15 protein-coding genes, 9 tRNA genes and 2 rRNA genes are annotated in these 26,605 nt (G+C 47.9%); 2 read left to right on the top strand and 24 right to left on the bottom strand.

Annotated elements, in window-relative coordinates:
* Window positions 1–80: 80 nt before the first annotated feature.
* The gene (locus SPTER_RS04625) at window positions 81–665 is read left to right on the top strand and encodes a carbonic anhydrase (protein ID WP_144349254.1); all 585 of its coding nucleotides are present in this window, start codon (window positions 81–83) and stop codon (window positions 663–665) included.
* Here SPTER_RS04625 and SPTER_RS04620 read toward each other — a convergent pair.
* The 5 genes from SPTER_RS04620 to modA form a co-directional block, all read right to left on the bottom strand.
* Window positions 662–1,096: a hypothetical protein gene (locus SPTER_RS04620; RefSeq protein WP_144349253.1), complete on the bottom strand. Its 435-nt coding sequence runs from the start codon at window positions 1,094–1,096 to the stop codon at window positions 662–664. The two genes, SPTER_RS04625 and SPTER_RS04620, sit on opposite strands and share 4 nt — an antisense overlap.
* Window positions 1,097–1,203: 107 nt before the next feature.
* On the bottom strand, window positions 1,204–2,913 hold the full coding sequence (locus SPTER_RS04615; RefSeq protein ID WP_144349252.1) for a methyl-accepting chemotaxis protein: 1,710 nt from the start codon (window positions 2,911–2,913) through the stop codon (window positions 1,204–1,206).
* Between the two features lie 281 nt (window positions 2,914–3,194).
* Window positions 3,195–3,866, bottom strand: coding sequence for an ATP-binding cassette domain-containing protein (locus tag SPTER_RS04610; RefSeq protein ID WP_144349251.1), 672 nt, complete (start codon window positions 3,864–3,866; stop codon window positions 3,195–3,197).
* Window positions 3,866–4,552: a molybdate ABC transporter permease subunit gene (gene modB, locus SPTER_RS04605; protein ID WP_144349250.1), complete on the bottom strand. Its 687-nt coding sequence runs from the start codon at window positions 4,550–4,552 to the stop codon at window positions 3,866–3,868. The genes SPTER_RS04610 and modB overlap by 1 nt, the downstream gene beginning before the upstream one ends.
* A 72-nt stretch (window positions 4,553–4,624) precedes the next feature.
* On the bottom strand, window positions 4,625–5,428 hold the full coding sequence (gene modA, locus SPTER_RS04600) for a molybdate ABC transporter substrate-binding protein (RefSeq protein WP_144349249.1): 804 nt from the start codon (window positions 5,426–5,428) through the stop codon (window positions 4,625–4,627).
* A gap of 303 nt (window positions 5,429–5,731) precedes the next feature.
* On the opposite strand from modA, the gene SPTER_RS04595 reads away from it, so the two are divergent.
* The gene (locus SPTER_RS04595) at window positions 5,732–6,667 is read left to right on the top strand and encodes a substrate-binding domain-containing protein (protein ID WP_144349248.1); all 936 of its coding nucleotides are present in this window, start codon (window positions 5,732–5,734) and stop codon (window positions 6,665–6,667) included.
* On the opposite strand, the gene SPTER_RS24545 is transcribed toward SPTER_RS04595, so the two are convergent.
* The 19 genes from SPTER_RS24545 to SPTER_RS04505 form a co-directional block, all read right to left on the bottom strand.
* Complete coding sequence (locus SPTER_RS24545; RefSeq protein WP_170233144.1) at window positions 6,650–6,796, bottom strand: hypothetical protein; 147 nt, start codon at window positions 6,794–6,796, stop codon at window positions 6,650–6,652. The two genes, SPTER_RS04595 and SPTER_RS24545, sit on opposite strands and share 18 nt — an antisense overlap.
* Window positions 6,786–9,017 carry a bifunctional alpha,alpha-trehalose-phosphate synthase (UDP-forming)/trehalose-phosphatase gene (locus SPTER_RS04590; RefSeq protein ID WP_144349247.1) on the bottom strand — a complete coding sequence of 744 codons (2,232 nt, stop codon included), beginning with the start codon at window positions 9,015–9,017 and terminating at the stop codon, window positions 6,786–6,788. Before SPTER_RS04590 ends, SPTER_RS24545 begins: the two co-directional genes overlap by 11 nt.
* A 24-nt stretch (window positions 9,018–9,041) precedes the next feature.
* Window positions 9,042–12,374 carry a maltose alpha-D-glucosyltransferase gene (gene treS, locus SPTER_RS04585; protein ID WP_211367472.1) on the bottom strand — a complete coding sequence of 1,111 codons (3,333 nt, stop codon included), beginning with the start codon at window positions 12,372–12,374 and terminating at the stop codon, window positions 9,042–9,044.
* Between the two features lie 162 nt (window positions 12,375–12,536).
* Window positions 12,537–12,625 (bottom strand) — tRNA-Leu (locus tag SPTER_RS04580).
* 8 nt (window positions 12,626–12,633) lie between these two features.
* Window positions 12,634–12,708 (bottom strand) — tRNA-Cys (locus tag SPTER_RS04575).
* Window positions 12,709–12,715: 7 nt separating this feature from the next.
* A tRNA-Gly gene (locus SPTER_RS04570) sits at window positions 12,716–12,790 on the bottom strand.
* 4 nt (window positions 12,791–12,794) lie between these two features.
* Window positions 12,795–12,870 (bottom strand) — tRNA-Phe (locus SPTER_RS04565).
* A 143-nt stretch (window positions 12,871–13,013) separates the two neighbouring features.
* Window positions 13,014–13,090, bottom strand: a tRNA-Asp gene (locus SPTER_RS04560).
* A gap of 80 nt (window positions 13,091–13,170) precedes the next feature.
* A tRNA-Val gene (locus tag SPTER_RS04555) sits at window positions 13,171–13,246 on the bottom strand.
* 162 nt (window positions 13,247–13,408) lie between these two features.
* Window positions 13,409–13,483, bottom strand: a tRNA-Glu gene (locus SPTER_RS04550).
* A gap of 204 nt (window positions 13,484–13,687) precedes the next feature.
* Window positions 13,688–13,763: transfer RNA gene (locus SPTER_RS04545), tRNA-Lys, on the bottom strand.
* Window positions 13,764–13,833: 70 nt separating this feature from the next.
* Window positions 13,834–13,909 (bottom strand) — tRNA-Gln (locus SPTER_RS04540).
* A 278-nt stretch (window positions 13,910–14,187) separates the two neighbouring features.
* A 23S ribosomal RNA gene (locus SPTER_RS04535) occupies window positions 14,188–17,185 on the bottom strand.
* A 477-nt stretch (window positions 17,186–17,662) separates the two neighbouring features.
* A 16S ribosomal RNA gene (locus tag SPTER_RS04530) occupies window positions 17,663–19,219 on the bottom strand.
* Together the 16S and 23S rRNA genes with 9 tRNA genes alongside form the textbook arrangement of a ribosomal RNA operon.
* Before the next feature lie 546 nt (window positions 19,220–19,765).
* Window positions 19,766–22,381 carry a pyruvate, phosphate dikinase gene (gene ppdK, locus SPTER_RS04525; RefSeq protein WP_425474346.1) on the bottom strand — a complete coding sequence of 872 codons (2,616 nt, stop codon included), beginning with the start codon at window positions 22,379–22,381 and terminating at the stop codon, window positions 19,766–19,768.
* Between the two features lie 695 nt (window positions 22,382–23,076).
* A complete protein-coding gene (locus SPTER_RS04520) occupies window positions 23,077–23,934 on the bottom strand; it encodes an HD-GYP domain-containing protein (protein ID WP_144349245.1) in 858 nt (285 codons plus the stop codon).
* 57 nt (window positions 23,935–23,991) lie between these two features.
* Entirely contained in the window at window positions 23,992–24,432 is a 441-nt protein-coding gene (locus SPTER_RS04515) for a response regulator (protein ID WP_211367470.1), read from the bottom strand.
* The gene (locus tag SPTER_RS04510) at window positions 24,389–26,020 is read right to left on the bottom strand and encodes a sensor histidine kinase (RefSeq protein ID WP_144349244.1); all 1,632 of its coding nucleotides are present in this window, start codon (window positions 26,018–26,020) and stop codon (window positions 24,389–24,391) included. The genes SPTER_RS04515 and SPTER_RS04510 overlap by 44 nt, the downstream gene beginning before the upstream one ends.
* Entirely contained in the window at window positions 26,017–26,604 is a 588-nt protein-coding gene (locus SPTER_RS04505; RefSeq protein WP_144349243.1) for a chemotaxis protein CheB, read from the bottom strand. The genes SPTER_RS04510 and SPTER_RS04505 overlap by 4 nt, the downstream gene beginning before the upstream one ends.
* Window position 26,605 lies beyond the last annotated feature (1 nt).

Below are 26,605 nucleotides of genomic sequence, written 5' to 3'. Positions count from 1 at the left end.
AAGTAAGCACCTTTTACTTGTAACGGTACCGCTTTTATTATCCGGAACCCAAACTAAAACTATAAGAAGGGGATGTTTTTATGGATGCTTATCAAGCCCTGGAGAAACTAATCGCCGGCAACAAGCGCTATGTAACCGAAAGATATGCCAAGCCTGACATTGGCTATAAAAAACGGCTGGAGCTGACCCAAGGACAGCAGCCCTTTGCCATAATTCTGGGCTGCGCAGATTCACGCATCCCCCCGGAAATCATTTTCGATCAGGGGCTCGGGGATTTGTTTGTTGTCAGGACCGCCGGCCAGGTGGTGGACACAGTTGTTTTAGGCAGCCTTGAATATGCCGTTGAGCTTCTGGCAGTACGGCTGATCTTAATCCTGGGACATCAGGACTGCGGTGCGGTTAAAGCTGCCCTGACCGGGGCCGAGGCTCCATCCCATCTTTGCTCAATCCTGCAGGCTATCGTCCCGGCCGTTGAAAGCGCCAAACACTGTACAGGTGAACTGCTGCCAAATGCAATCAGGGCTAACATAGACTTTAACATTGACAAATTAAAGTCAGCCAGCCCTGTTCTCAGAAAAGCAATTACTGCCAAAGGTCTCCAGATTATCGGCGCTATTCACAATATCCAAAATGGCATCGTAGACTTTGATTACACCGATACTTAATCATGATTACGTTTCTTTATCATATTAGCGATGATTTGTTTGGCCTCAACAATATCAATCGGCGTATTCTCAATAAGCTTGTATAAATCAGCCGCCATATCCAAGGGATTATGATACATTGTTCCGGCAATAATCGCCTGCAGCTGATCATGTTTTTTGCAGTATCTGACTACCCCCAGCTCGTCCTTGTTTTTCCGGGCTTTATAATGGCTGACAGCGTATAAGGTCCTGAGCGCGGCAATGACCTCCACGGCCCCGCCATAACGGGCGCCGACAATCACCCCCAGGTCGGTTTCCTGTCCGCACGAGCCGCACCGGGCCACCACTTCATCTGCCCCTATTTTCTCGATCACCTCAAACTGGGTTGTGTTGCAGGTAACACACAGTAGCTTAGACTCATTCTGCTCACCGTTATGCCCGCATTTGTCCACTAAGTATCACTCCTTTGCTATAATACTTAGTATTACAAAATTTGGTATTTTTAAACATCATTAACCCAAACACGCCGTCCCCGGCGCGTTTGGGTTAATGGCGCTTGCTAAATCCGGAACCTGCGTGTCGCCGCACTCAATCCCTCGGCCATTCTGGCTAAAGCCTGACTGGCAGCGGCAATTTCCGCCATTGCCGCTGATTGCTCCTCCGTAGCAGCCGAGACTGTCTCTGTTTGCCCGAGGATGGCTTTACCTGTTTCCTCAACAGCTTGTACGGCTGCTACAATCTGTTTGCTATTCGCTGCCACAGCCTGAATCTCTGTCGATATATCCTGAACCTGAACTGAGACATTCTCAATTAAACCTACAATCTCCTGGAATGTCTCACCAGAGGAATGTACTACCTGTGTGCCGGTTTTAACCTCCTTGGTGCCATCTCGCATGGCTACAGCCGCTTTATTAGTGTCCATATGTATTTCCCCAAGCAAGGCGGCGATTTTCTTGGCAGCCACCTGCGATTGCTCTGCCAGCATACGGACTTCATCCGCAACTACCGCAAAGCCCCGCCCCTGTTCACCGGCACGGGCGGCCTCAATCGCAGCATTAAGAGCCAAGAGATTGGTTTGACCGGCAATACCTGATATTACACTCACGATTTCCCCGATCTGGGCTGAACGGGCCTCTAAGCCTGTAATCACTGCGGCTGATTCCAGCACTGTTTTTTCAATACAGCCCATCTGATTAATGGCAGTTTCAACCGCCTGACTCCCCCGCTGAGCTGACAAAGCGGCTTTATCTGTAGCAAGGGCTACCTCACTGGCATTTGCCGCCATATACCGGATTCTTGCCGCCATATCCTCGACAGACCCCAGCGTTTGCTTCATGGAGCGAAATTGATCCTGGGAAACCTCGGCGACAGTTGTAATGGACGAGGCAACCTGGCTGGCAGCTACAGCCGATTGATCAGCACTGGCCGTTAATTGCTGAGATGACGCCGCGACCTGCCCGGTTGTGTCAATTACCTGGCCAATTAAACGTCCCAGGTCTGTTGTCATACTGTTAAAAGCAATTCCCAGCTGGCCAATTTCATCCCGGGAATTAAAGCCAACCTGCTGGCCCAGATCGCCGCCGGCCACTGCGGCCACCGTTTTCATCAACAGCTTTAACGGGTTGGCAATTACCCTTACGATCAGCCAGCCACAGCTACAGGCCAGCAGAATCATACAACCTGTAACTATAGCTATTACCTTTGTTACCCGCGCTGCATCAGCAAGCCCCTGCCGGTTAGTTGCTGCTGCTGTATCTTTATTGTAGTCGATCAAGTCACGCCTTAATTCTGTAGCCTGCATAAATATCGGCATACTTTGGGTATACAAGACAAACGCCGCATCTTGCCGACCGCTTGTGGCAAGCTTAATAATATCCTGGCGTGCCTGCCGGTAATCTGTCAGTTCTTTTTCCAATTCACTCAGCTTGTTCTGTTGATAGGTGTCAAGATCAATTTTCTTATAGTCTGCCTGCAATTTATTAATCCGGTTAGTATTATCCTGAATATTGTCAATAATCGCTTTGTGTTTATTTCCATCTGCTGTCAGCATGATTTCCAGTAATTTAGATTCCGAATCTTTGCTGAGCAAGCGGACCTCACCCAGCAGCTGGACAGGCACCAGCCGGGCATAATACATCATGGTCAATTCATGACTCAGCATATTGACCGAGAATAAGCCAGCCAAACCCACTCCCAATAAACAAAGAACCATAAACATAATTAACCCGTAAATCTTGGTCGCGGTTTTAAAATCAGATAACTTGTACATATGTCCGCCTCCAATATTAAAAAATGCTATATGTTCGAATATTCGTTATTTAACATAATTCACCTGCATCTGTTTCATGAATCTTATTTACAAAAGTAAGGAATACAGCCCGTTTCGCCAGCTGGCAAGCCAACGCAGAACAGGGGAACAGAAAAAGCTTCTTATCTTGTTGATAACAAGAGTAAGAAGCTTTTCTGTCAATTGCCCTTTTCTAGTTTGTATGACGTCTGCGCATACCCATCCTTAGCTGCGGCCTGATTCCTTGCCTATACTTTAATATTTTAACATTGAAGCAGCGCATCTTGCCATAGAGGTTGATGCTCTGCCTGCCTGCCTTTTTCCATAAAGAGAAATTCATCCCCTAAAGCCTTAGCTTCCGCCCGGTCGTGAGTGACGAGAACAAAGGGGATCTGCCACAGCCCCTGAATTCTTTTCAGTTCCTCCTGCAGTTCCAGACGGGTATCACTGTCAAGAGCGGATAAAGGTTCGTCAAGCAGGAGAATTTCCGGCTCGGCCATCAGCGCCCGGGCCAAAGCCACACGTTGTTTCTCCCCCCCTGACAGGTTATCAATATACCGTGCTGCCAGGTGTTCAATATGCAGCAATGCAAGCAGCCGCTCATAAAGTTCATTTGCATCCTTATGATATTTTTTGACACCATACCAAATATTTGTTCTTACATCCATATGCGGAAACAGGGCAAATTCCTGAAACATATAGCTCACCCGCCGCAGCTGCGGCGGCACAAACATTTTGGCCGAGGAAGAGAACAAAATGCGTTCACCATGAGCAATCGTTCCTTCATCCGGCCGCAAAAGACCGGCAATCGCCCGGAGGATCGTTGTTTTGCCCGCTCCCGAAGGACCTAACAAAACCAGGATATTGTTCGCCACAGAGAACTGAATATCCAGCGTAAAATCAGCAAGTTTTTTCTTCACAGCTACTCGCAACATCAGAACAACCCCTTTACGGACGAATCCCGGCCACGTTTTTTAGACCAGACATTTAACCAGAAAATCAGCAAGAAGGTGATGCCGCTAATCAGCAGGACATAAGCACCGGCCAGTGATAAATCATTGGCTTCGGCCGCAAAATAGATCGCCAGCGGGATAGTCTGGGTTTTACCGGGAATATTGCCGGCAATCATAATTGTAGCCCCAAACTCGCCCAGCGCCCGGGCAAAAGATAATACCAGCCCGGCTACCAGTCCCGGCCAGGCCAAGGGAATGGTTATTGTCCGAAAAACCCGCCAACGGCCGGCGCCCAGCGTCCTGGCAGCATCTTCCAGTTTGCGGTCCACACCCTGAAAGGCGGCTTTGGTACTCTGATACATTAACGGAAAAGCAACCACTGTAGCCGCCAGGATAGCGGCATAAGGTGTAAAAATAATCTGGACATGAAAACTTTCCGATAAAAATCGCCCAATAGGTCCTTGTTTGCCAACAAGCACCAGCAGCAAAAAACCGGTTACAACAGGCGGCAATACTAACGGCAGGGCAAAAAACGCCTCAAACATGCTTTTACCGGGAAACTCAAAGCTTCGCATCACATAAGCGGCAGATACCCCGAAGAGAAATACAAAAATTAAAGAGACAAGCGCAACCTTGACTGATAAAAAGACCGGCTGCCATTCTATCATACTGTCACCTGCTTCATGGCTTAAACCGTTACAACAAAAGCCGTATTTAAAAAATCAACGCCAACGCCCAGGCTAGTTACTCATGACAAAGCCATTCTTTTCAAATATCGCCTTGCTTTCTGTACTAAACAGATATTCACTGAAAGCCTCAGCCGCTTGTTGCTGCTGGGTACCAGTGGTCACAGCAATCGGGTACACAATGGGCTGGTGACTGCCTTCAGGAGCAACAGCAGCAACTTTTACCTTATCGCTGGCGACAGCGTCAGTTTTATAGACAATCCCGGCTTCGACATTGCCTGTCTCAGTATACGCCAATACCGTGCGGACGTCCTTGGCAAACACAACCCGGTCCTGCAGTTGATCCCACAGGTTAAGTTTCAGTAATACTTCCCGGGCGTATTGACCGGCAGGCACTGTAGCGGTCTCGCCCAAAGCAATCTTTTGCACACCGTTCTGGGTCAGATCTTCATATTTTGTTATGCTCAATTTAGTTTCTTTGGGTACAACAACAACCAGCTTATTCTCAACCAGATTTTTACGTGTGGCTTTATTGATCAGGTTTTTCTCTTCCAATTCATTCATCTGCTTGGGAGCAGCTGAGATAAAGATATCGGCAGGAGCACCTTGCTCAATTTGTTTTTGCAGCGCCCCCGAGGCTCCCAGGTTAAAAACCAGTTTAACATGCGGATTCTTGGCCTGATAATTCTTTTGAATTTCCGCCAGCGTGTCCTTAAGGCTTACTGCAGCCGAGATATTTAGTTCTACTGGCTGCACCTGGGCGGCAGGCGGGGTTTGCTTTTCCCCTCCACAGCCAACCAAACTGAAGATTGTGGCTACTACCAAAGCCAGAATTAGAAATACCCTTTTGTTCCTCATTTGCATCCTCTTCTCCCCTTTTATATTCGTTCTGTCCGCAGGCAATTACCGCTCCCAAAAACAAAGATCAACTAACATAATTAAACTGCAACTAAGTTAGTTGATACATCTATGTATCAATTCAGCTGATTAACACAACTGAAATTGCTACCAATAACAACAAAATATGCTATAGCGTTTAAATACTTCGAATATAAACCAACAAGAACGAACATAATCTCTATGGTGTTATTATAATATTTGTTGTATGATAATTGCAAGAGCCTGTCAGTATTTAATAGAAATTTTTATCGAGGTGCAGCTATGAGCGATACAACTTCTTATACACCGGATGAGGTTGCCAAAATCCTAAAAATATCCCGCTTCACGGTTTATGAAATGATCAAGAGAGGTGACTTCCCCGCTTACCGTATTGGCCGGAAGGTCCGGGTTGAGGCACCGGATCTAGAGCTGTATATTCAAAATTCAAAAAAGAACAGCCCGCTCCAGCAGCACTCCGCCCCAGCAGCGGCAGAACGTCCTGCCGCTGAACCGGACAGCCTCATTATTTGCGGTCAGGATATTATTCTCGATATCCTAACCCGGCACCTGGAAAGACTTATGCCGGGCATCCGTTGTTTCCGCAACCATTCCGGCAGCATTGACGGGTTATTAGCCCTCTACCGTGGTACGGCCAATGTTGTGACCACCCATTTATGGGACAGCGACACCGACACCTATAATACACCCTACATTCGCAGGTTTTTACCCGGCCACCGGACGCTGGCCTATAACCTGGCCTACCGTAATACCGGCTTTTATGTCGCCAAAGGTAATCCTAAAAACATTAACACTTGGCACGACTTAACCCGCTCTGATGTAACACTCATTAACCGGGAGCGCGGTTCCGGCGCGAGGGTTTTATTGGACGAAATGCTGCACGTCCTTACGATTGATTACCAGCAGATCAAAGGGTATGCCAGGGAAGAAACCAGCCATCTGGCAGTCGCCAGCTGCGTTGCCAGGGGAGAAGCCGATGTTGGTATCGGCATTGAAAAAGCGGCCCTGCAGGTTGATGGCATTGACTTTGTTTTACAAAAGAAAGAACGCTATGATATTGTCTTTCGTAAGGAAGATGCCGATAAGCCTCATTTTCAGGCTCTGCTGACAGTAATACGCTCCGATTCATTCCGTAATGAAGTAGCTGGTATGGGTGGCTACGACTTATCCCAAACCGGTCAATTAATGGGGAACATTTAGAAAAAAAGAAAAGCCGGCTGCCGGCTTTTCTTTTTTTACCCCATCAGTAGTCACAAAATAATAAGACTGTACATTAATCTGCACAGTCTTATCATATAAATTATTTTCAGTTGCTCTGTTATTTTTCATTACCGGCCAGCTTTGCCAATAACCCGCAGAAATCTTCCTGGCTGTGCATAATATATTTGGCTTTTGTGTCACCCATACCAATCTTAATTGAACAAGCCTCTGCCGGCAGGATTGCAAACAAGTCCTCGTCGGTTTTATCGTCGCCTGCCGCCAGGATAAAATCATAAGCGGCCTGATCAAGCCAGGGTTTTATTGCCGCACCTTTATTACTCAGTTTATGCCTGATTTCCAAAATCCTATTACCTTCCAGTACCTGTAAATCGGTATGCAAAGTAAAATTAATTAATTCCCATTTCAATTCGTTAGCCCGAAACTCAGCAATCTCTTTTTCAACTTTTCGGTAATGCCAAACTATAGAACAATCTTTTTCCTCAATAAATGAACCTGGCAATAAATCGACGTAAAATTGAAAAATAGGTAAGACCTGTGTACGCCAGTCTGCCGGCATATGAATGATCTTCTCCCATTTGTCTGATTTTTTCTTCCGCCAGGCACCGTGCTCAGCAATCATATACAAGGGAACATGCCCCAGCCATTGCTGAAGGGTCTCCCTGCCGCGCCCACTGACAATAACCACATCATTTTGTTCATCACTTACAAGTTTATGCAAGGTCTCAAGCAGACAGTCACCGGGAACAGCCAGCAGCGGCTCATTGGCAAACGGTACCAGCGTACCATCATAATCAAGTAAGATTAGGCGTTTCCGCGCCATTTTGTATTCATTGAAAATGGAATCGCGTACTTGCCTGCCAGCAATTTTAGAGGCCGCTTTTCTCTCTGCCTCCCGGATACCAAGCAACTGCTTAATAAATAGATCAGCCCAGCGAATAACATCATATTTGGCCAGCAACACCTGCATGCTCTGGTTCCGGCGTTGTTGTTCCTCCGCCGGCATCTCAAGCGCTTCTTTAATTGTGTCGGCAATTTCTTCAATACTGTTAGGATTAACCATAATTGCCTGGTCCAGTTCTTTGGCAGCACCAGCCATTTCGCTCAAAATCAATACGCCCTGTTTGTCGGCTTTAGAAGCGACATATTCCTTAGCCACTAGATTCATCCCATCCCGCAGCGGGGTTATCAAAGCAACATCACTGGCACTATACAAAGCAACAAGTGGCGATAACGGTAGATACCGGTATTGATAAACAATCGGCACCCAGCGGAGCGTACCAAACCGGCCATTAATCCTGCCGACGGTCTCATCAATATTCCTCTTCATGGATTGGTACTGATCCACGCCCACTCTAGACGGAACTACGATTAGGGCAAGTATTACCTTTTCCTGCCACTCAGGATGCTGTTCCAGGAATAAGGCAAATGCTTCCAGCCGGTTGGCTATGCCTTTGGTATAGTCCAGCCGGTCTACTGAAAGGACAATTTTCCGGTCACCGAGCAGCCGCCGCAACCGTTCAGACTCGCGAATAACCCGTGATTGCTTGGCTGTATTATTATATTTGGTAAAATCAATTCCCATAGGAAAAGTGTCAGCCCGCACTGTTCTTCCACCAACCCGAACCCGGCCAAGTGTATGGCTAAGACCAAGGATACGGGTTACACTATTCAAAAAATATTGTGTATAGTCAATAGTATGGAAGCCGATAAGATCAGCGCCAAGCAAGCCTTCTAAAATAGCCGCCCCCCAGCGGCGGGGCAGTTGACGAAAAATTTCGTAGTCCGGGAATGGGATATGCAAAAAAAAGCCGATTGGAGCATCAGGCATTCGCTCCCGCAGCATTGCCGGCAACAGCATAAGATGGTAGTCATGAATCCAGATTACATCACCGGGGCGGGCAATCCGGCAGACGGCTTCACAAAAAACCTTATTCACTGCCACATATTGCTCCCAGAGATCATCCTCAAATCTAGTCAGACTAAAAAAATAATGAAATAGCGGCCAGATTGTCTTGTTGCAAAACCCGAGATAAAATTTATCCATAGTGACTTCATCCAAAAAGACCGGACTGGCACTAAAATCCTGAGATAAACGCTCACTGATCAACTGTTGGTCCTCAACATCAACCGATATTCCAGGCCAGCCTATCCAAACCGAATCTTTCTCAGAAAAGGTGGTATCCTGTAAAGAGTTAAAATAGGCGCTGAAACCGGAAACAAGCCCCCCTACACTCTCTTTAAAAATGTACCCCTCCTGCTTTTTATCAATTGTAACAGGCAGACGGTTGGATACTACCAACAGACGCTTAATGTCTGATTTATTGTCCATCTCCTTCACCTCCATAATTTGCGGTTACACAGGTAACCTTGGCTTATCAAACTCAATTGACCATAACAAGCCACTCAGGGCAATGCCAATCCAGGTCGGACGATTTTTCAATTCAGCTACTACTTGATAGAGACCCCGCTGCAACAGAAATACATCCAGCAAAACCTCTAATTGCTGCCGGTCAACCGGCAACAGGCCAGTATCTTTGACAGAGTTTACATATCCTCTAAGAAAAGAGGCGGCGGCCCAATTGTACCAGGACTGACTCCAGCGTTGGAGAAGTTCCTGGTTTTCTGTTGAAACCTCGATGCCCGGTACGATTCCCAGATGAATAGCCTGTGAAGCACAATACAAGGAATGCAGCATGCTTGCCACATCCAGCAGCGGTGAACGTTTCAAGCGCCGTTCACTAAGCGGACGTTCCGGGTTGCCCTCAAAATCAATAATCATATAGTCATGGCCTGTATATAACAGCTGCTCCAACCGGTAGTCGCCATGACATCTGATCCGTGCGGCATTGAATTCCATTACTTTCATATTTTCTATCCGCCGCATGACTTCCTGTTCATATTCAAGAATCTTAGCTGCTAGCAGTTGATCCTCCTGCTCGAGAGAGGGCATTTGTTTTTTCAGAAGCCACTTGACACCGCTTAACTCCTGGGCTACCCCGTGGTATAGTGCCTGACGGTGAAAATCATTGAATGGTTCTGGCGTAAATTCCAGCTGATCGCCCCCACCGGCCAGGGCAATATGCATTTCCCCGGTCCGTAAACCTAACTGTACCAGAGATTCCAGATACGCTCCCGTCATTTGGCTTACATCATCAGGAATCGCTTTTTCCACTGCCGCCCAAAAGGGGACTGGCAATAACGGCGGCTGACGACTGCTTAAAATACGCTCATAAAAATCCCCCAGGTGATCCAGCACACAATCCCAGGCAGTGCCACGATGTGGTACAAACTGCTGCAAGACAGCGATCGTAGTCACCTCATTACGGTCATTAAAATATTCCATCGAGCCGTGCACTTTAGGAGCGTAACCAAATCCGATCTCGGAGAAATGCCGCAATATCTCCAGATCCGGATTAATGCCGGTCTCTATTTTTCTAAATATTTTAAGAACAAACAATGGTTTAAACAATATAGAGCTGTTATTATGCTCATTAGCCAGTGTTTGTGAATCCGGAATTGTCCGGTTCTCTTTCACAAGCACCCTAAAATATTTGCTGTGTTTGGAAACCATTTCACCTGCTTGCCCCTTTAATTTGCGCCGCTTGTCAATTACTGCCCACATAGTCTGATGAAATTTTTTATCATCACTAACTTCGTATAACAAACGTTCTTCCTCTTCCTTGCGGACGCGGAGGATGACCCTGCAGACAGCGGGTCTCCCGCCCAGTTCATCTGCAGCTTTCAGCGCCAAATTAAGCAAATATACCTCCGGACTGCCCTCCAGATATTCCACGCTAATAAATACCATCTGGGCACTCGTATCAGGCAGCGGAATAAATTCACGGGCTGTTACCGCCTTAATTGTTTGGCCTTTACCGCCAAACCAGCTACAGGCATTTAAATAGGCTGAAAAAGCCTCTGTCAGCTCATGCTGCAGGGCTCGCCCAAATAGGTCACCCCAGTCTTTGACGGTTATCACCGGTGATAATTCAACAGAACCGGTACATAAAGGCCGCAGCTGCAGGCTGCGTGGCTCCTCCAACGTGAACCAAAAGAAAGTGTGTGGGCCTAACGAAACAAAATAAAGCTCCTCATTTATGGCCGGAAATGGTGTCCTGCCAATCATTTCAACAGGAACCAATCCCTGGTAGTTTGTCAGATCAAGTTGTGCATAGGTTACAAACCGTGACAAATTGGCAACAACCAGAATTGTTTCATTCTCATAGTGGCGGACAAAAGCCAGTACTTTGCGATTGTCCGACTCAATAAACTCCATAGTGCCTCGGCCAAAAGCCTTGTAGCGCTTACGCAAGGCAATAAGACGCCTCATCCACCAGAGCAGGGAACTTGGTTCGTTCTGCTGAGACTCAACATTCACGGCCGCATAATGATATTCAGCGTCTGCCACCACCGGTAAATACAAGCGCTGAGAGCTAGTCCAGGAGAAACCGGCATTGCGGTCAGCGCTCCACTGCATGGGTGTACGTACTCCATCACGGTCACCGAGGTAAATGTTATCTCCCATGCCGATTTCATCGCCATAATAAATAATCGGCGACCCCGGCAATGAAAATAATAACCCGTTCATCAACTCTATGCGGCGGCGATTATCCCCCAATAACGGTGCCAGCCGGCGCCGAATTCCCAAATTAATCCTGGCCCGGGAATCCTTGGCATACATACGGTACATATAATCACGATCCTCATCAGTGACCATTTCCAAGGTCAATTCATCGTGATTCCGCAAAAATATAGCCCACTGGCAAGTATCTGGTATGGGTGGTGTACGCCGGATTATTTCAATAAGCGGAAAGCTGTCTTCCATTCCCAGTGACATGAACAAACGCGGCATGATAGGGAAATGGTACACCATATGACATTCATTGCCCTCATTAAAATAAGGAATGACGTTTTCCGGCCATTGATTTACCTCAGCCAATAACATCCTGTCAGGATATTTTTCGTCAATATATTTGCGAAGATATTTTAAAAACGCGTGAGTTTCCGGCAAATTATCGCAACTGGTCCCTTCTCTTTCATATAAATAACCAACCGCATCCAGCCTGAAACCGTCAACACCGAGGCGCAGCCAAAAATCGACCGTTTTTAAAATCTCCCGGCGAACATCCGGACTATCATAATTCAAGTCCGGCTGGTGAGGATAAAAGCGATGCCAGTAATAAGCCTGGGCCACAGAATCCCATGTCCAATTTGATGACGCAAAATCATTGAAGATAACCCTGGCACCATTAAACTTATCGGTTGTATCGCTCCACACATAGTAATTACGCCAGCGGCTACCAGGCGGAGATGTCCTGGCCCTTTGAAACCACGGGTGTTGATCAGACGTATGGTTCAGCACTAAGTCAGTAATCAAACGAATGCCCCGTGCATGAGCCTCCTGGAGGAAAACACGAAAATCATTCATATTTCCGTACAGGGAATTAATCTTTAAATAATCGGAAATGTCATACCCATCATCCCGCAAGGGTGATGGATAAAATGGTAACAACCAAAGTGTGGTTACACCCAGGTCAGCGAGATAATCCAATTTATCAATCAATCCCCGGAAATCACCAATACCGTCACCATTGCTGTCATAAAAGGCCTTGACATGCAATTGATATATAATGGCATCTTTATACCAAAACAGCTGACTCTCCTGATGCATCTTATTATTTTTCATTATTCATCTCCCTTCACATCTTATGGCACTGCCTGTTGTTTACCTATATATTATCTTCTGTACATTGACAATATAATCCTGCTAAATGTAAACACTGTATATTCCTGGAATCATTTTTAAAGGAAAAAAAGACTTCGCATGACTGCGAAGTCTTTTAATTACTGGTGCCGAGGACCGGAATCGAACCGGTACGGAAATTTCTTTCCGACGGATTTTAAGTCCGTTGCGTCTGCCAGTTCCGCCACCCCGGCATAAATTTTGGAGGCGACACCCAGATTTGAACTGGGGAATAGAGGTTTTGCAGACCTCTGCCTTACCACTTGGCTATGTCGCCGTCACTATGGAGCGGAAAACGAGATTCGAACTCGCGACCCTCGCCTTGGCAAGGCGATGCTCTACCGCTGAGCTACTTCCGCAAAATGGTGCCTCAGGACAGAATCGAACTGTCGACACGAGGATTTTCAGTCCTCTGCTCTACCGACTGAGCTACCGAGGCGTGTGCAGCTGTCTATAAACGCCCATCTGCGTTGTTGCTCCTGCGATCCGTTGCTCAACGTACTCCGTGTACGCCTCCGCTACGGTTCTCGTCGCGCCTAGCATATGGACATTTCTAGCCACCCGCAGGGAACTAAGGAAAGATGGCGACCCTGAACGGATTTGAACCGTCGATCTCCGCCGTGACAGGGCGGCATGTTAGACCGCTACACCACAGGGCCGCTTATTCGATTTTCGACTCTAGATCTTCGATGTTCGATTTCTATCGAATGTCGAAAGTCGAGGTATCGACTATCGAGAATGGTGGGCGATGACGGGATCGAACCGCCGACATCCTGCTTGTAAGGCAGGCGCTCTCCCGGCTGAGCTAATCGCCCATATTAATTTTGATATCGAGAAAGGAGGTTCTTCGCTACCGCTCAGAACTAAGCGATTCGCACAGATTTCCGCGTCGCTGCGCTCCTAAAAATCTGGCTCTCTGCTTATCACACAGGTTCTCATTTCGTCTATCGACTCGTGAGAACCTGGTTCGCTGCTTATGGTGACCCGTAAGGGAATCGAACCCTTGATACCGCCGTGAAAGGGCGGTGTCTTAACCGCTTGACCAACGGGCCGAATTTACGTGACCTAATTATTGTACCAGATAACATAATATTATGCAATAGTATTTTTGATTTTATGGAAAAAACTCAGTAAGATATTCTCAATCCTTAATTGCTGGCCGGCAGCCAGCCATACAGGCGGTAGTGATTGAACTTATTCGAAATAATCGCAATAAAGGCTTCCCAGACCCTAGTTTGGGAAGCCTCGGAGTTCATTGGTGACCCACCCGCGACTCGAACGCGGGACACCCTGATTAAAAGTCAGGTGCTCTACCGACTGAGCTAGTAGGTCAAAAGCATACTCCCATTGAATCAATATGCAACAGGAGACAATCCAAAACAGCACAGCAGCTACCAAGGTTTGGCAGGGGCGGCTGGACTCGAACCAACGCATAACGGAGTCAAAGTCCGTTGCCTTACCGACTTGGCGACGCCCCTATTAATAGGTGAACATCTCGTTAGAGTATGTTCCCTAAAAACTTCACAGAAGATAAGCAGAGAACCAGGTTATTAGGAGCGTTAGCGACGCTAGAACCTGCGTGAATCGCTTAGTTCCAAGCGGAGCGCGGAACCTCCTTATTACTCTTGTTCCCGCTACAATTAGGATTATCAATGATACCTCTAACTAAGCGACTCACGCAACTTCCCGGTTCGCCTTTCGGCTCGCGGCAAGCTGGTTCGCTGCTTATGTTTGCACGTCGTGCAAAACGAGGGTTTAAGTCAAGTCCTCGGCCTATTAGTACCAGTCCGCTCCATGAATTGCTCCACTTCCACTCCTGGCCTATCAACCTTGTCTTCTTCAAGGGGCCTTACTTCTTGCGAATGACAGACCTCATCTTAAGGCTGGTTTCACGCTTAGATGCTTTCAGCGTTTATCCTTTCCGGACGTAGCTACCCAGCTCTACCCCTGGCGGGATAACTGGTACACCAGCGGTCCGTCCACTCCGGTCCTCTCGTACTAGGAGCAGTTCCTTTCAAGTCTCTTACGCCCGCGATGGATAGGGACCGAACTGTCTCACGACGTTCTGAACCCAGCTCACGTACCACTTTAATGGGCGAACAGCCCAACCCTTGGGACCTACTTCAGCCCCAGGATGTGATGAGCCGACATCGAGGTGCCAAACCTCCCCGTCGATATGGACTCTTGGGAGAGATTAGCCTGTTATCCCCAGGGTAGCTTTTATCCGTTGAGCGATGGCCCTTCCACTCGGTACCACCGGATCACTAAGCCCGACTTTCGTCCCTGCTCGACTTGTCTGTCTTGCAGTCAAGCTCCCTTCTGCCTTTACACTCTTCGCGCGATTTCCAGCCGCGCTGAGGGAACCTTTGGGCGCCTCCGTTACTCTTTCGGAGGCGACCGCCCCAGTCAAACTGCCCGCCTGACACTGTCCTCAGTTTCGTTACTCCTTGAGTTAGAACTCCAGTAAATAAAGGGTGGTATCCCAACATCGACTCCATACAGACTTGCGTCCACACTTCCTAGTCTCCCACCTATCCTGTACATCATTTACCAAAACTCAATGTCAGGTTGCAGTAAAGCTCCATGGGGTCTTTCTGTCCAGTCGCGGGTAACCTGCATCTTCACAGGTATTTCAATTTCACCGGGTCCCTCGTTGAGACAGTGCCCAAGTCGTTACACCTTTCGTGCGGGTCGGAACTTACCCGACAAGGAATTTCGCTACCTTAGGACCGTTATAGTTACGGCCGCCGTTTACCGGGGCTTCAATTCAAACCTTCGATTGCTCTAAGCTCTCCTCTTAACCTTCCGGCACCGGGCAGGTGTCAGCACCTATACGTCAGCTTTCGCTTTAGCAGGCACCTGTGTTTGTGGTAAACAGTCGCTTGGGCCTCTTTTTTGCAACTCATTCCCGCTTCGTTCGCTTCTGATCTACACGGTTTACAAGCTCCCCTTTTCCCGAAGTTACGGGGACATTTTGCCGAGTTCCTTAACGAGGGTTCTCCCGCGCACCTTAGGATTCTCTCCCCGCCTACCTGTGTCGGTTTACGGTACGGGCACCTGGTCTCTCACTAGAAGCTTTTCTTGACAGTCTGGGATCAGCAATTTCGCCATTATCTCTAACAGCTGCCCATCACTCCTCAGGTTTTAGCATCACGGATTTGCCTGTGATGCACCCTACAAGCTTAGACGCGAATTTCCATCCTCGCGCTTGCCTACCCTCCTGTGTCACTCCCTCGCTCAATCGATTCCAGGTGGTACTGGACTTTTTACCAGTTGTCCATCGCCTACGCTTTTCGCCTCGGCTTAGGGCCCGACTAACTCTGAGCGGACGATCCTTCCTCAGAAATCCTTAGGCTTTCGGTGGACAAGATTCTCACTTGTCTTTTCGCTACTCATACCGGCATTCTCACTTCTATACTCTCCAGCACTCCTTACGGTATACCTTCTCCGGGTATAGAACGCTCCCCTACCCATTCCGTTAGGAATGCCATAGCTTCGGTTCCGTACTTTAGCCCCGGACATCTTCGGCGCAGCGACACTCGACCAGTGAGCTATTACGCACTCTTTCAATGGTGGCTGCTTCTAAGCCAACATCCTGGTTGTTTTTGTATCTCCACATCCTTTGCCACTTAGTACGGCATTCGGGACCTTAGCTGATGGTCTGGGCTGTTTCCCTCTTGACCACGGGTCTTATCACTCGTAGTCTGACTCCCAGGGTTCGAGTACATCCATTCGTAGTTTGACAAGGTTCAGTAACCCATTAGGCCCCTAGCCCTATCAGTGCTCTACCGTCTGTACTTAATTTCCTGAGGCTAGCCCTAAAGCTATTTCGGGGAGAACCAGCTATCTCCGCGTTCGATTGGCATTTCACCCCTATCCACAACTCATCCCAAAGCTTTTCAACGCTCACGGGTTCGGTCCTCCACGCATTTTTACCTGCGCTTCAACCTGGCCATGGATAGATCACTGCGGTTTCGGGTCTACAATATCCAACTTTCGCCCTCTTTAGACTCGCTTTCGCTTCGGCTCCGTGTCTGCCACTTAACCTTGCTGGATACTGTAACTCGCCGGTTCATTCTTCAATAGGCACGCCGTCAGCCGCATACGGGCCTTCGACTGCTTGTAGGCATACGGTTTCAGGTTCTCTTTCACTCCCCTCCCGGGGTGCTTTTCACCTTTCCCTCACGGTACTATGCGCTATCGGTCGCCACGAGTATTTTGCCTTGGAGGGTGGTCCCCCCTGCTTCCCACAGGGTTCCTCGTGTCCCGTGGTACTCTGGATTCTGACCCTCAAACTCTGCTTTTCGCCTACAGGGTTGTTACCTTCTGCGACTCATCTTTCCAGATGCTTCGGCTAAGCCTGGTTTGATTGTTGCCAGTCCTCAACCCCTGTTTGGATGTTGGATGTTAGATTTTAGATGTTGGAAGTCTAAGAATATTTTACGTTCCTTTTATCCAATGTCCAATGTCTAAACTCCAACATCCAAACAGGTTTGGGCTCTTCCCCGTTCGCTCGCCGCTACTTAGGGAATCTCGTTTGATTACTTTTCCTCCGGGTACTTAGATGTTTCAGTTCCCCGGGTGCCCTCCTAACTTGCGTTAGGTAATGGTGCATGACCACCATTGGGTTCCCCCATTCGGAGACTCATGGATCAGGGCCTGCTTGCGGCTCCCCATGACTTTTCGCAGCTTACCGCGTCCTTCTTCGGCTCTTGGCGCCTAGGCATCCACCATATGCCCTATATAACTTGACTTTTGCTGCAAAGCTGCAACTGTCTATCGCGCATCATCTGCTTCGTTGTCAGTCCGGGCACTCTCTTCGACGTACTTCCAGTACGACTCCGTTCGCGTCCTCCCTCCGCCTAGCATCTGATACACGCTAGCCAGTTTCGCCTCAACTTAAACTTTGCTTGTGCTAGGTTTAAGTTTGTTAAATAAATCCTAATTGCGCTTCGTTAAGTTACTTCTACATATTTGCATATGAGAGGTAATTTTACTTTTGCTTTCTTCTGTGCAGTTTTCAAGGAACATGTTTTCAGGAATATCTATGTTAGCATCGTTGCTTGTGTTCTGCAACAAGTAACTTTTGGCAACACAGCCATTCCCTCAAAACCAAACAATGTAAAGGGATACTACAGCAAGCACATAAGCTCCGTCTAGTATCTAATGCATCTGCCAAATGTACCGACCTTGGAAGTAGTTTGGGGGTTACCCCAAACGGTTCTCCCTAGAAAGGAGGTGATCCAGCCGCACCTTCCGATACGGCTACCTTGTTACGACTTCACCCCAATCATCGGCCCCACCTTAGACGGCTAGTTCCTTGCGGTTACCCCACCGGCTTCGGGTGTGACTGACTTTCGTGGTGTGACGGGCGGTGTGTACAAGGCCCGGGAACGTATTCACCGCAGTATGCTGACCTGCGATTACTAGCGATTCCGACTTCACGGAGGCGAGTTGCAGCCTCCGATCCGAACTGAGAGCTTATTTCTGCGTTTTGCTTACCTTCGCAGGCTTGCTTCGCTTTGTTTAAGCCCATTGTAGTACGTGTGTAGCCCAGGACATTAGGGGCATGATGACTTGACGTCATCCCCGCCTTCCTCCGCATTCTCTGCGGCAGTCTCCCTTGAGTTCCCGCCTTTACGCGCTGGCAACAAAGGATAAGGGTTGCGCTCGTTGCGGGACTTAACCCAACATCTCACGACACGAGCTGACGACAGCCATGCACCACCTGTTTTCGCGTTACCCGAAGGTAAGGGATTCATCTCTGAACCTTTCGCTCAATGTCAAGCCCTGGTAAGGTTCTTCGCGTTGCGTCGAATTAAACCACATACTCCACCGCTTGTGCGGGCCCCCGTCAATTCCTTTGAGTTTCAACCTTGCGGCCGTACTCCCCAGGCGGGGTACTTATTGCGTTAACTCCGGCACAGAAGGGGTCGATACCCTCTACACCTAGTACCCATCGTTTACGGCCAGGACTACCGGGGTATCTAATCCCGTTCGCTCCCCTGGCTTTCGCGCCTCAGTGTCAGACACAGTCCAGAAAGTCGCCTTCGCCACTGGTGTTCCTCCCAATATCTACGCATTTCACCGCTACACTGGGAATTCCACTTTCCTCTCCTGCACTCAAGCCTGGCAGTTTCCTGCGCCCATACGAAGTTAAGCTTCGCACTTAGACACACGACTTACCAGGCCACCTACACGCCCTTTACGCCCAATAATTCCGGACAACGCTTGCCACCTACGTATTACCGCGGCTGCTGGCACGTAGTTAGCCGTGGCTTCCTCCTTTGGTACCGTCATTATCCTATTTTATTCACATAGGATACGTTCGTCCCAAACGACAGAGCTTTACGACCCGAAGGCCTTCTTCACTCACGCGGCGTTGCTCCGTCAGACTTTCGTCCATTGCGGAAGATTCCCCACTGCTGCCTCCCGTAGGAGTCTGGGCCGTGTCTCAGTCCCAGTGTGGCCGTTCATCCTCTCAGACCGGCTACTGATCGTCGCCTTGGTGAGCCGTTACCTCACCAACCAGCTAATCAGACGCAGACCCATCTCTTAGCGATAGCTTCTTCAGAGTGGCCATCTTTCTTAACTCTGTTATGCAACCGAGTTACCACATTCGGTATTAGCACCACTTTCGCGGTGTTGTCCCCAGCTAAGAGGCAGGTTGTCTACGCGTTACTCACCCGTTCGCCACTAAGTAGTTATTGCTAACTACTCCGTTCGACTTGCATGTGTTAGGCACGCCGCCAGCGTTCGTCCTGAGCCAGGATCAAACTCTCCAATAAAGTGCATAGTCGGTTACGACTATATATATTGAAGCCGTTTTATCAGCTCAATTAAATCAAAATTTGTTTTGCTTGTGCTGCAAGCAGCACACCGCACATCTGGCATTTTGTATGATGCATTTCTTTACATTGTTCAGTTTTCAGGGAACGACGTGCATGGATGCGCTAGAATCACGGGCGTATCATGGACGATACGCTTTGCCCGGGACCGACGTGCATGGATGCACTAGTCATAGAAGTAAAGCTTGTTATAGCTGTTATTTTCGTGTCGCTTTTTGATACTGCTGAACGCGACAGCTTTTATATATTATCACGTGTAAATCACCGTGTCAATATATTTTTTCAAAATAACTATTTCCATAATACAAATATAATCAGCTATTTTGGAATATTTTGTCGTTCTCGATAGTGACCTACTTATAGTATCACATAGTTCGTTACTATGTCAATAAGTTTACTATTTCTATTTACTGGTATTAATATACCTCCAGGTGCGGAAATATGCACCTGGAGGTATATTTTTAGAGGTTCCTCTTTTATGATTAATTACCTTGTGCCGATGATCTCCCCTTCACTAATTGCGGCTTGCGCAGCAGCCAGTCTGGCAATAGGCACGCGATAAGGCGAGCAGCTAACATAGTTTAATCCAACCTGATGACAAAAAGCAATCGAAGCCGGTTCGCCGCCATGTTCGCCGCAAATGCCGATTTCCAAATCGGGTTTAGCCCTGCGTCCGCCCTGCACAGCCATAGTCATAAGGGCGCCGACACCTTTACGATCAATAGAGATAAAAGGATTCTCTTTCAGGATTTTTCTTTCAAGGTAGTCCGGCAAGAATTTTCCTTCCGCATCGTCGCGGCTAAACCCAAAGGTTGTTTGCGTCAGATCATTTGTACCGAAGCTGAAGAAATCGCAGTACTCTGCCAGCTCGCCAGCTATAACGCAGGCGCGTGGCAGTTCAATCATTGTTCCTACAGAGTAATGGAATTTGACATTATAGCCTGCCATCGTAGCCGCAGCAATATTGTCTATTCTGGTTTTAAAGAATTTCATTTCGCTGACATCAATGGTCAGCGGTATCTCAACCTCCGGCAAAACTTCCAGGCCTTCTTGTGTTAATCGTGCTGCCGCATTGCAAATAGCATGTATTTGCATCTCATAAACCTCGGGGAAGGTGATTCCCAACCGGCAGCCACGATGCCCTAACATCGGATTAAACTCATGAAGGCTGCGCACTTTTTTCAGTAATTGCAATTTTTCCTCAAGTAGAACAGGGTTTTCTCCGGTTACCCTCAGTTCAGTGGTTTCTATCAACAATTCCTCAAGGCTGGGCAGGAATTCATGCAATGGCGGGTCCAGCAGGCGAATGGTCACCGGCAAACCGGCCATTGCCTGCAGAATACCATAAAAGTCCCCCTCTTGCATGGGCAGCAGATAAGCCAGGGCCGCCTGCCTTGCTTCCAAAGTCTCCGCCAAAATCATTTGCTGCACATAAGGCAGCCGGTCCTGCCCCATAAACATATGCTCTGTTCTGACTAAACCAATGCCGGTTGCCCCAAACTGACGTGCTTTTCTGGCATCCTCCGGGGTATCGGCATTGGCCCGAATCCCAAGGTATTTTACTTCATCCGCCCAGGTTAACAGCGTCGTATATTCACTTGAAATTTCCGGGTCTTTCATCGGTACCTGACCTAAAATTACCCTGCCGGTTGCCCCGTCGATAGAGACTAGCTCCCCCTTCTTAACAACAACAGCGCCAACACTAAATTCTTCTTTAATATAATCAATCCGGATGGCTTCACAGCCACAGACACAGGGTTTGCCCATGCCCCGGGCGACCACGGCCGCATGGCTGGTCATGCCGCCGCGGCTTGTCAGGATACCCTGGGCAGCAACAATGCCATGAATATCATCAGGGGTAGTTTCCGTACGCACCAGCAAAACTTTTTTACCGGCTTTAGACAGACGTTCAGCCTCATCGGAGTCAAATACCACCTGCCCGGAAGCGGCGCCCGGCGAGGCCGGCAAGCCTTTGGCAATCACATTAAGTTCACCCTGACTGTCAATCTGCCTGTGGAGCAATTGATCAAGCTGGCCCGGATCAACCAATAGCAGGGCCTGTTGTTTGGTTATCAAGCCTTCGCTGGCTAATTCATAAGCAATGCGGACACTGGCCTGGGCTGTCCGTTTGCCGTTGCGGGTCTGAAGTATATACAGCCGGCCCCGTTCAATGGTAAACTCGATGTCCTGCATATTCTTATAGTGGCTCTCTAACAAGCGGGCAATCCGGTCAAACTCGTTGTACAGCTCCGGCATCTCATCTTTTAGCTGGGCAATCGGCCGGGGGGTACGAATGCCGGCAACTACGTCCTCGCCCTGGGCATTAGTCAAAAATTCACCATATAACACGTTTTCTCCGGTTGAGGGATTACGGGTAAAAGCAACGCCGGTACCGGAGTCGTTGCCCATGTTGCCAAATACCATTGATTGAATGTTAACCGCAGTTCCCAGGTCATGGTCAATCTTATTCAAGTTGCGGTAAATAATCGCCCGGTCATTGTTCCAGGAGCGGAACACCGCCTCCACCGACAAAGTCAGCTGTTCCATCGGGTCTTCCGGGAAGGGGCGCCCGGTCCGGTCCAATACTAATTTTTTATAGTTGTCAATGATTATCCGTAACGATTCGGCAGTAAGCTCCTGATCGTATTTAACACCCTGAACTTCTTTTTGGTTATGCAGCAGATCCTCAAAATCATATTTTGGAATTTCCAGCACAACGTCGCTAAACATTTGAATGAAACGCCGGTAGGCATCATAAGCAAAGCGGGCATTGCCGGTATTTCTGGCAACCGATTGTACGGTTGCTTCATTAAGCCCCAGATTCAGGATGGTATCCATCATGCCCGGCATTGAGAACATGGCCCCTGAACGCACTGATACTAACAGGGGATTGGCAAGATCACCAAATTTCTTGCCGGCCTGCTCCTCAACAATTTTTAAGTTACTCTTAATCTCTGCCATTAAGCCTTCAGGCAATCTGCGCTCCAGATGGTAATATTCAATACAAGCTTCAGTGGTAATGGTCATTCCCGGCGGTACAGGCAAACCGATATTGGTCATCTCGGCCAAATTAGCCCCTTTACCGCCTAGCAGGGCTTTCATCTCAGATCTTCCTTCTTTAAATAGATAAACAAACTTAGCCATATCTCACTACCCTTTCCAATCAATACTTTATCGCCCTAAGGTTTCCATATAGATCTTAGTAAATGCTGGTACAATTGCATCATTTTAAAAATAACATATGCTAATTAAGTTTATAATTTTAATTAGCATATTCTAATTCATCTTATTCTACACACATTGCTTTTTCTCCTTCTTGCCTAAAAAAAATATGGCTGGTATTTAGGAGGCAGTGAAAACCCAGTCTTCACAGATAGTTGAAAGTAAGCACATAAAAAAAAAGACGGCCTTCATTCAGCCTGTGAACTGCCCCCTGTCAAGTAGACAGATGAAAAAATAAAACCGTATTTCATAGCTCCGTCAATCACGGAGTCTATTTTTTATGCAGCGACCAACGCGCGACATGCTTTGTATCATTCCAGCCTTATCTAATCTGGTCTTAAATTTCTTACTTGTATATTGAAACCACGGTCACTATGAAACACTGGGTGGGCATCCGGTATTGGGAAACGGCTAAATCAAAGGTATCAAATACGAGTTGGTATTGTTATTACGGCCCATGGCGAAAGAGACAATGCTTTTATCCTTGAGGTCGAGGATTGCGCTCAAATAGAGCAAATATACACATGGGCGACTTGAACCCAGCTTAGGATTAAGGCAAGCAGAAAAAGCAACAATCATAATCCCAATACTTTTGCCAGCAAAAGGACCAATTCCTGCGGATACTTTTTTTCGTCACTTTTCAGTATATCGATAGCAGCGTGTATTGTTTGCGCTTGCTTATAGGGCCGCGGGGAGGAGATCCCGTCAAGCATTTCAGCAATCATCACGATTTGGGCATTGCGGGCTATTTCATCGCCTTTCAGCCCCTGGGGATAGCCGCTTCCGTCGAGGTGCTCATGATGCTGCAGAACAATATCCGTACACTCTTCCGGAAGATTAAATGGTTTTAGGGAACTCATACCCAACTCGCAATGCTGCTGGATGGTGAACATTTCCATGTCGGTCAGAGGGCCGGGCTTTTGTATGATGGATTTTGGAACCAGCAGCTTGCCTATATCATGCATCATAGCGCCCAGGCCCAGGTCCCCCTGTTCCTTCTCGCTGTATCCCAATTCTACCGCCACCATCAGTGAAATTATGGCAACATCGATGGAATGGGTATAAAGCCATTGCACGTAGTTGCTCAACGCGTTCACATACATCCACCAGGGCTTATCTTTCGATTCAAATACTATTGCCGTTAATATCCGATAAGTTTGTTCCGTTATGCGATCATTGCGGATATTCTTTCTGGCGCCGAAGGTCTGAACAGCTTGGGCCAGAATAACGTCGGGCTTATCAGCAGAATCACCTGACTTTTCCGGGAGGAAGGCGCCAAGCTTTTGCAGCTTTCTTATTATCTCACTGGTAATTCTTTGACCGTTACTGAGCAGCAATCTACCGTTACTATCATAAATATCTTTTTTGGTAAAACAAGCCGACTCCTGTTCGGTAAAACACTCTGAAATTATTTCAGTAGAACGTTTAGTCATTTTTGTAGCCCCCTCTCTTTATTTCACAACGGGCACCTTATAAAAATTTTATCGGTCTCATTTTTTATCGGGAAGCGTCACAATAGAAAACCAGAATTTCCCGAATACCTTAATAATTTCAAAAAAGTCATTCAGATTGACGGGCTTATTGATATAACAGTTGGCATGGAGCTTATAGCTTTTTACTATGTCCCGTTCGAGATTAGAGGTAGTCAGGATCACCACGGGAATATCTTTTAAATCATCCTCGCTTTTGATTTTTTGCAGCACCTCAATTCCCGACATTTCCGGCAGATTGATATCCAGTAAAACAATATTGGGTTTTACGGCTTTTGAATAGGGCGCGTCCCTTTTTAAATATCGCAAAGCATCCATGCCGTTTTTTACGATGTTCAGCTTGTTGGTCAGCCTGTTTTCCTCAAAGGCCTCCTTTGTCAGAATGATATCGTCCTCATTATCTTCCACCAATAAGATCTCGATTGGCTTCATATTGTTCATTCCAACTTCCCCCCCTTGCTTCCGGAATGGCAAGATAGAAGGTCGAGCCTGTTCCCAACTCGGATTCCACCCATATTCGCCCTTTGTGGTTGTCCGCAATTTTTTTGCACACGGCCAGCCCGATGCCGGTGCCCGGATATTTGTCTTTGGCATTCAGCCTCTGGAAAACGTCAAATATCCTATCCCGAGATTCTTTCTTGATGCCGATTCCGTTATCTGAAATAGAAAAAATCCAGTGACCGCCATCCTTTTCGGCTGTTATGTCAATGACCGGCGCCTCATTTTCCTTATGAAACTTCAGGCCGTTGTTGATCATGTTCTGAAAAAACCGGAGCAGCTGGTTTTGATTTCCCTCAATCACCGGCAGCGGTTTGCAGTTGATACGCGCCTCGGTTTCCTTAATCAAAACCCCCAGGTTATGAATGGCTTCTTCCACGATTTCATTGCAGTCGCAAGACACAAAAGCAGCCTTGTTGGAAACGACCCGCGAATATTGCAGCAAATCGTCAATCATAGCCTGCATTCTCTTGGCGCCCTTTATGACCCGTGTAAAATAGTCCTTGCTCTTTTCGTCAAACGCTTCATAGCAGCCCCTTTTTTCAATAAGCTGAAGGTAACTGCTGATTGCTCTGAGGGGTTCCTGCAAATCATGGGACGCAATGTACGCGAAGTGCTCCAGTTCGGCATTAGAACGCTCCAACTCCGCTGTTTTAAGCGCCAATTGCTTTTCGGTTGATTTTCTTTCCGAAATATCGCTCAGGCAGCCGATGATCTCAACTGGCGCGTCATGGCCGTCCTCGCGGATCAGCCTGAGCACATTCTGCACCCATATGTAATCCCCGCATTGCCGCTTAAACCGGTATTCGAAGGTACAGCGGCCTTCGTCAAACAGTTGGGGAAAGCATGAAAAAACCTGCTCCATGTCTTCGCTGTGGATGCATTCCACCCAAAGGCCGGGATGCTTGATGAATTCACCGGCCTCGTACCCCAACTGTTCGAATGTATTGCGGGTGGCAAAGGTAACCTTGAAATCTTCACTGGCTGCCAATGTAAATATGACGACAGGCATCGAGTTGAAGATAAAATTCAGCCTCTCGTTGGTGCTTTTGAGGAGACTGTATTTTTCATTCGATATACTTAATTTTTTGTTTATTTCTTCCGTTTCCAGTTGTACCGCATTGGACTTTTCTTTGAGGCGGGCCAGCTTGACGAATACGGATACCTTGGCTCTTAATATTTCGGAATTAACGGGAGCAAAAAGGTAATCCACGGATCCCAAAGCGTAGCCTTTTTTAATATCGATTTCATCAGGGCTGTACGATGTAATAAAAACAATCGGGGTATCCTGGAATTTTGCCCGTTTCCTGATCAGCCCGGCCGTTTCAAAGCCGTCGATGCCAGGCATTTTCACATCAAGGAGAATGACGGCGAAATCATTTTTCATGAGCAGCCTGAACGCTTCGTTCGCCGAAGCGGCTGTTACGATATTGACTTCCATATCCAGCAGGATATCCGCCAATATCTGCAATTTGTTTTGATCGTCGTCAACAATTAGGATATTGGGCGTATAGGTATTATTCATATTCATATTTTCTCTCCCTGCGGGATAGCCCGCGTTGCTTTTTCCCGCAGAAACCCGCTGATCCGTTCAAGCGGCAGCACCCTGTCCACAGCGCGGGCTGCAATCGCGCTGCCGGGCATAACGCCGCACTCAGCCGTTACAGGGTCCTGGGCGATCGTCAGGCCGCCGCGTTCTTTTATTTTTTTCAGGCCGGCGGCACCGTCCTGATTGGCGCCGGTCAGGAGCACGCCAATGGCTTTTTTGCCGTAGGCATAGGCGGCCGATTCAAATAATATGTCGATCGACGGACGCGAATACCGCACCTGCGGCTCGGTGGACAGCGAAAACCAACCGTCCTCAATGAGCAGGTGATAATCCGCAGGCGCGACATAAACCCGCCCGGAAACGATTTTATCCTTATCTTCGGCTTCGACGATCTCCAAAGCGCTGCAGCTCTGCAAATACGTGCTCAGCGGTTCTCCGGAATCTTTCCCTCTATGCTGTACGATTGCCACAGGCAACGGGAAGTCCTTGGGCAATCCTTGCAGCAATGTACGCAGGGCGTGAAGCCCGCCGAGGGAAGCTCCCGCCACCACAATGCCGTAATTCATT

Origin of the sequence: Sporomusa termitida, assembly GCF_007641255.1 — a bacterium.
Classification (GTDB): domain Bacteria; phylum Bacillota; class Negativicutes; order Sporomusales; family Sporomusaceae; genus Sporomusa; species Sporomusa termitida.
This window is presented reverse-complemented; position numbering and strand designations above follow the sequence as displayed.

Bases quoted from the DNA above. Each gene is read 5' to 3' on its own strand.
- SPTER_RS04625 (WP_144349254.1), top strand. From the start codon at position 81: ATGGATGCTTATCAAGCCCTGGAGAAACTAATCGCCGGCAACAAGCGC.
- SPTER_RS04615 (WP_144349252.1), bottom strand. From the start codon at position 2,913: ATGTACAAGTTATCTGATTTTAAAACCGCGACCAAGATTTACGGGTTA.
- SPTER_RS04610 (WP_144349251.1), bottom strand. From the start codon at position 3,866: ATGTTGCGAGTAGCTGTGAAGAAAAAACTTGCTGATTTTACGCTGGAT.
- modB (WP_144349250.1), bottom strand. From the start codon at position 4,552: ATGATAGAATGGCAGCCGGTCTTTTTATCAGTCAAGGTTGCGCTTGTC.
- modA (WP_144349249.1), bottom strand. From the start codon at position 5,428: ATGAGGAACAAAAGGGTATTTCTAATTCTGGCTTTGGTAGTAGCCACA.
- SPTER_RS04595 (WP_144349248.1), top strand. From the start codon at position 5,732: ATGAGCGATACAACTTCTTATACACCGGATGAGGTTGCCAAAATCCTA.
- SPTER_RS24545 (WP_170233144.1), bottom strand. From the start codon at position 6,796: ATGAAAAATAACAGAGCAACTGAAAATAATTTATATGATAAGACTGTG.
- SPTER_RS04590 (WP_144349247.1), bottom strand. From the start codon at position 9,017: ATGGACAATAAATCAGACATTAAGCGTCTGTTGGTAGTATCCAACCGT.
- treS (WP_211367472.1), bottom strand. From the start codon at position 12,374: ATGAAAAATAATAAGATGCATCAGGAGAGTCAGCTGTTTTGGTATAAA.
- ppdK (WP_425474346.1), bottom strand. From the start codon at position 22,381: ATGAAAGCCCTGCTAGGCGGTAAAGGGGCTAATTTGGCCGAGATGACC.
- SPTER_RS04520 (WP_144349245.1), bottom strand. From the start codon at position 23,934: ATGACTAAACGTTCTACTGAAATAATTTCAGAGTGTTTTACCGAACAG.
- SPTER_RS04515 (WP_211367470.1), bottom strand. From the start codon at position 24,432: ATGAACAATATGAAGCCAATCGAGATCTTATTGGTGGAAGATAATGAG.
- SPTER_RS04510 (WP_144349244.1), bottom strand. From the start codon at position 26,020: ATGAATATGAATAATACCTATACGCCCAATATCCTAATTGTTGACGAC.
- SPTER_RS04505 (WP_144349243.1), bottom strand. From the start codon at position 26,604: ATGAATTACGGCATTGTGGTGGCGGGAGCTTCCCTCGGCGGGCTTCAC.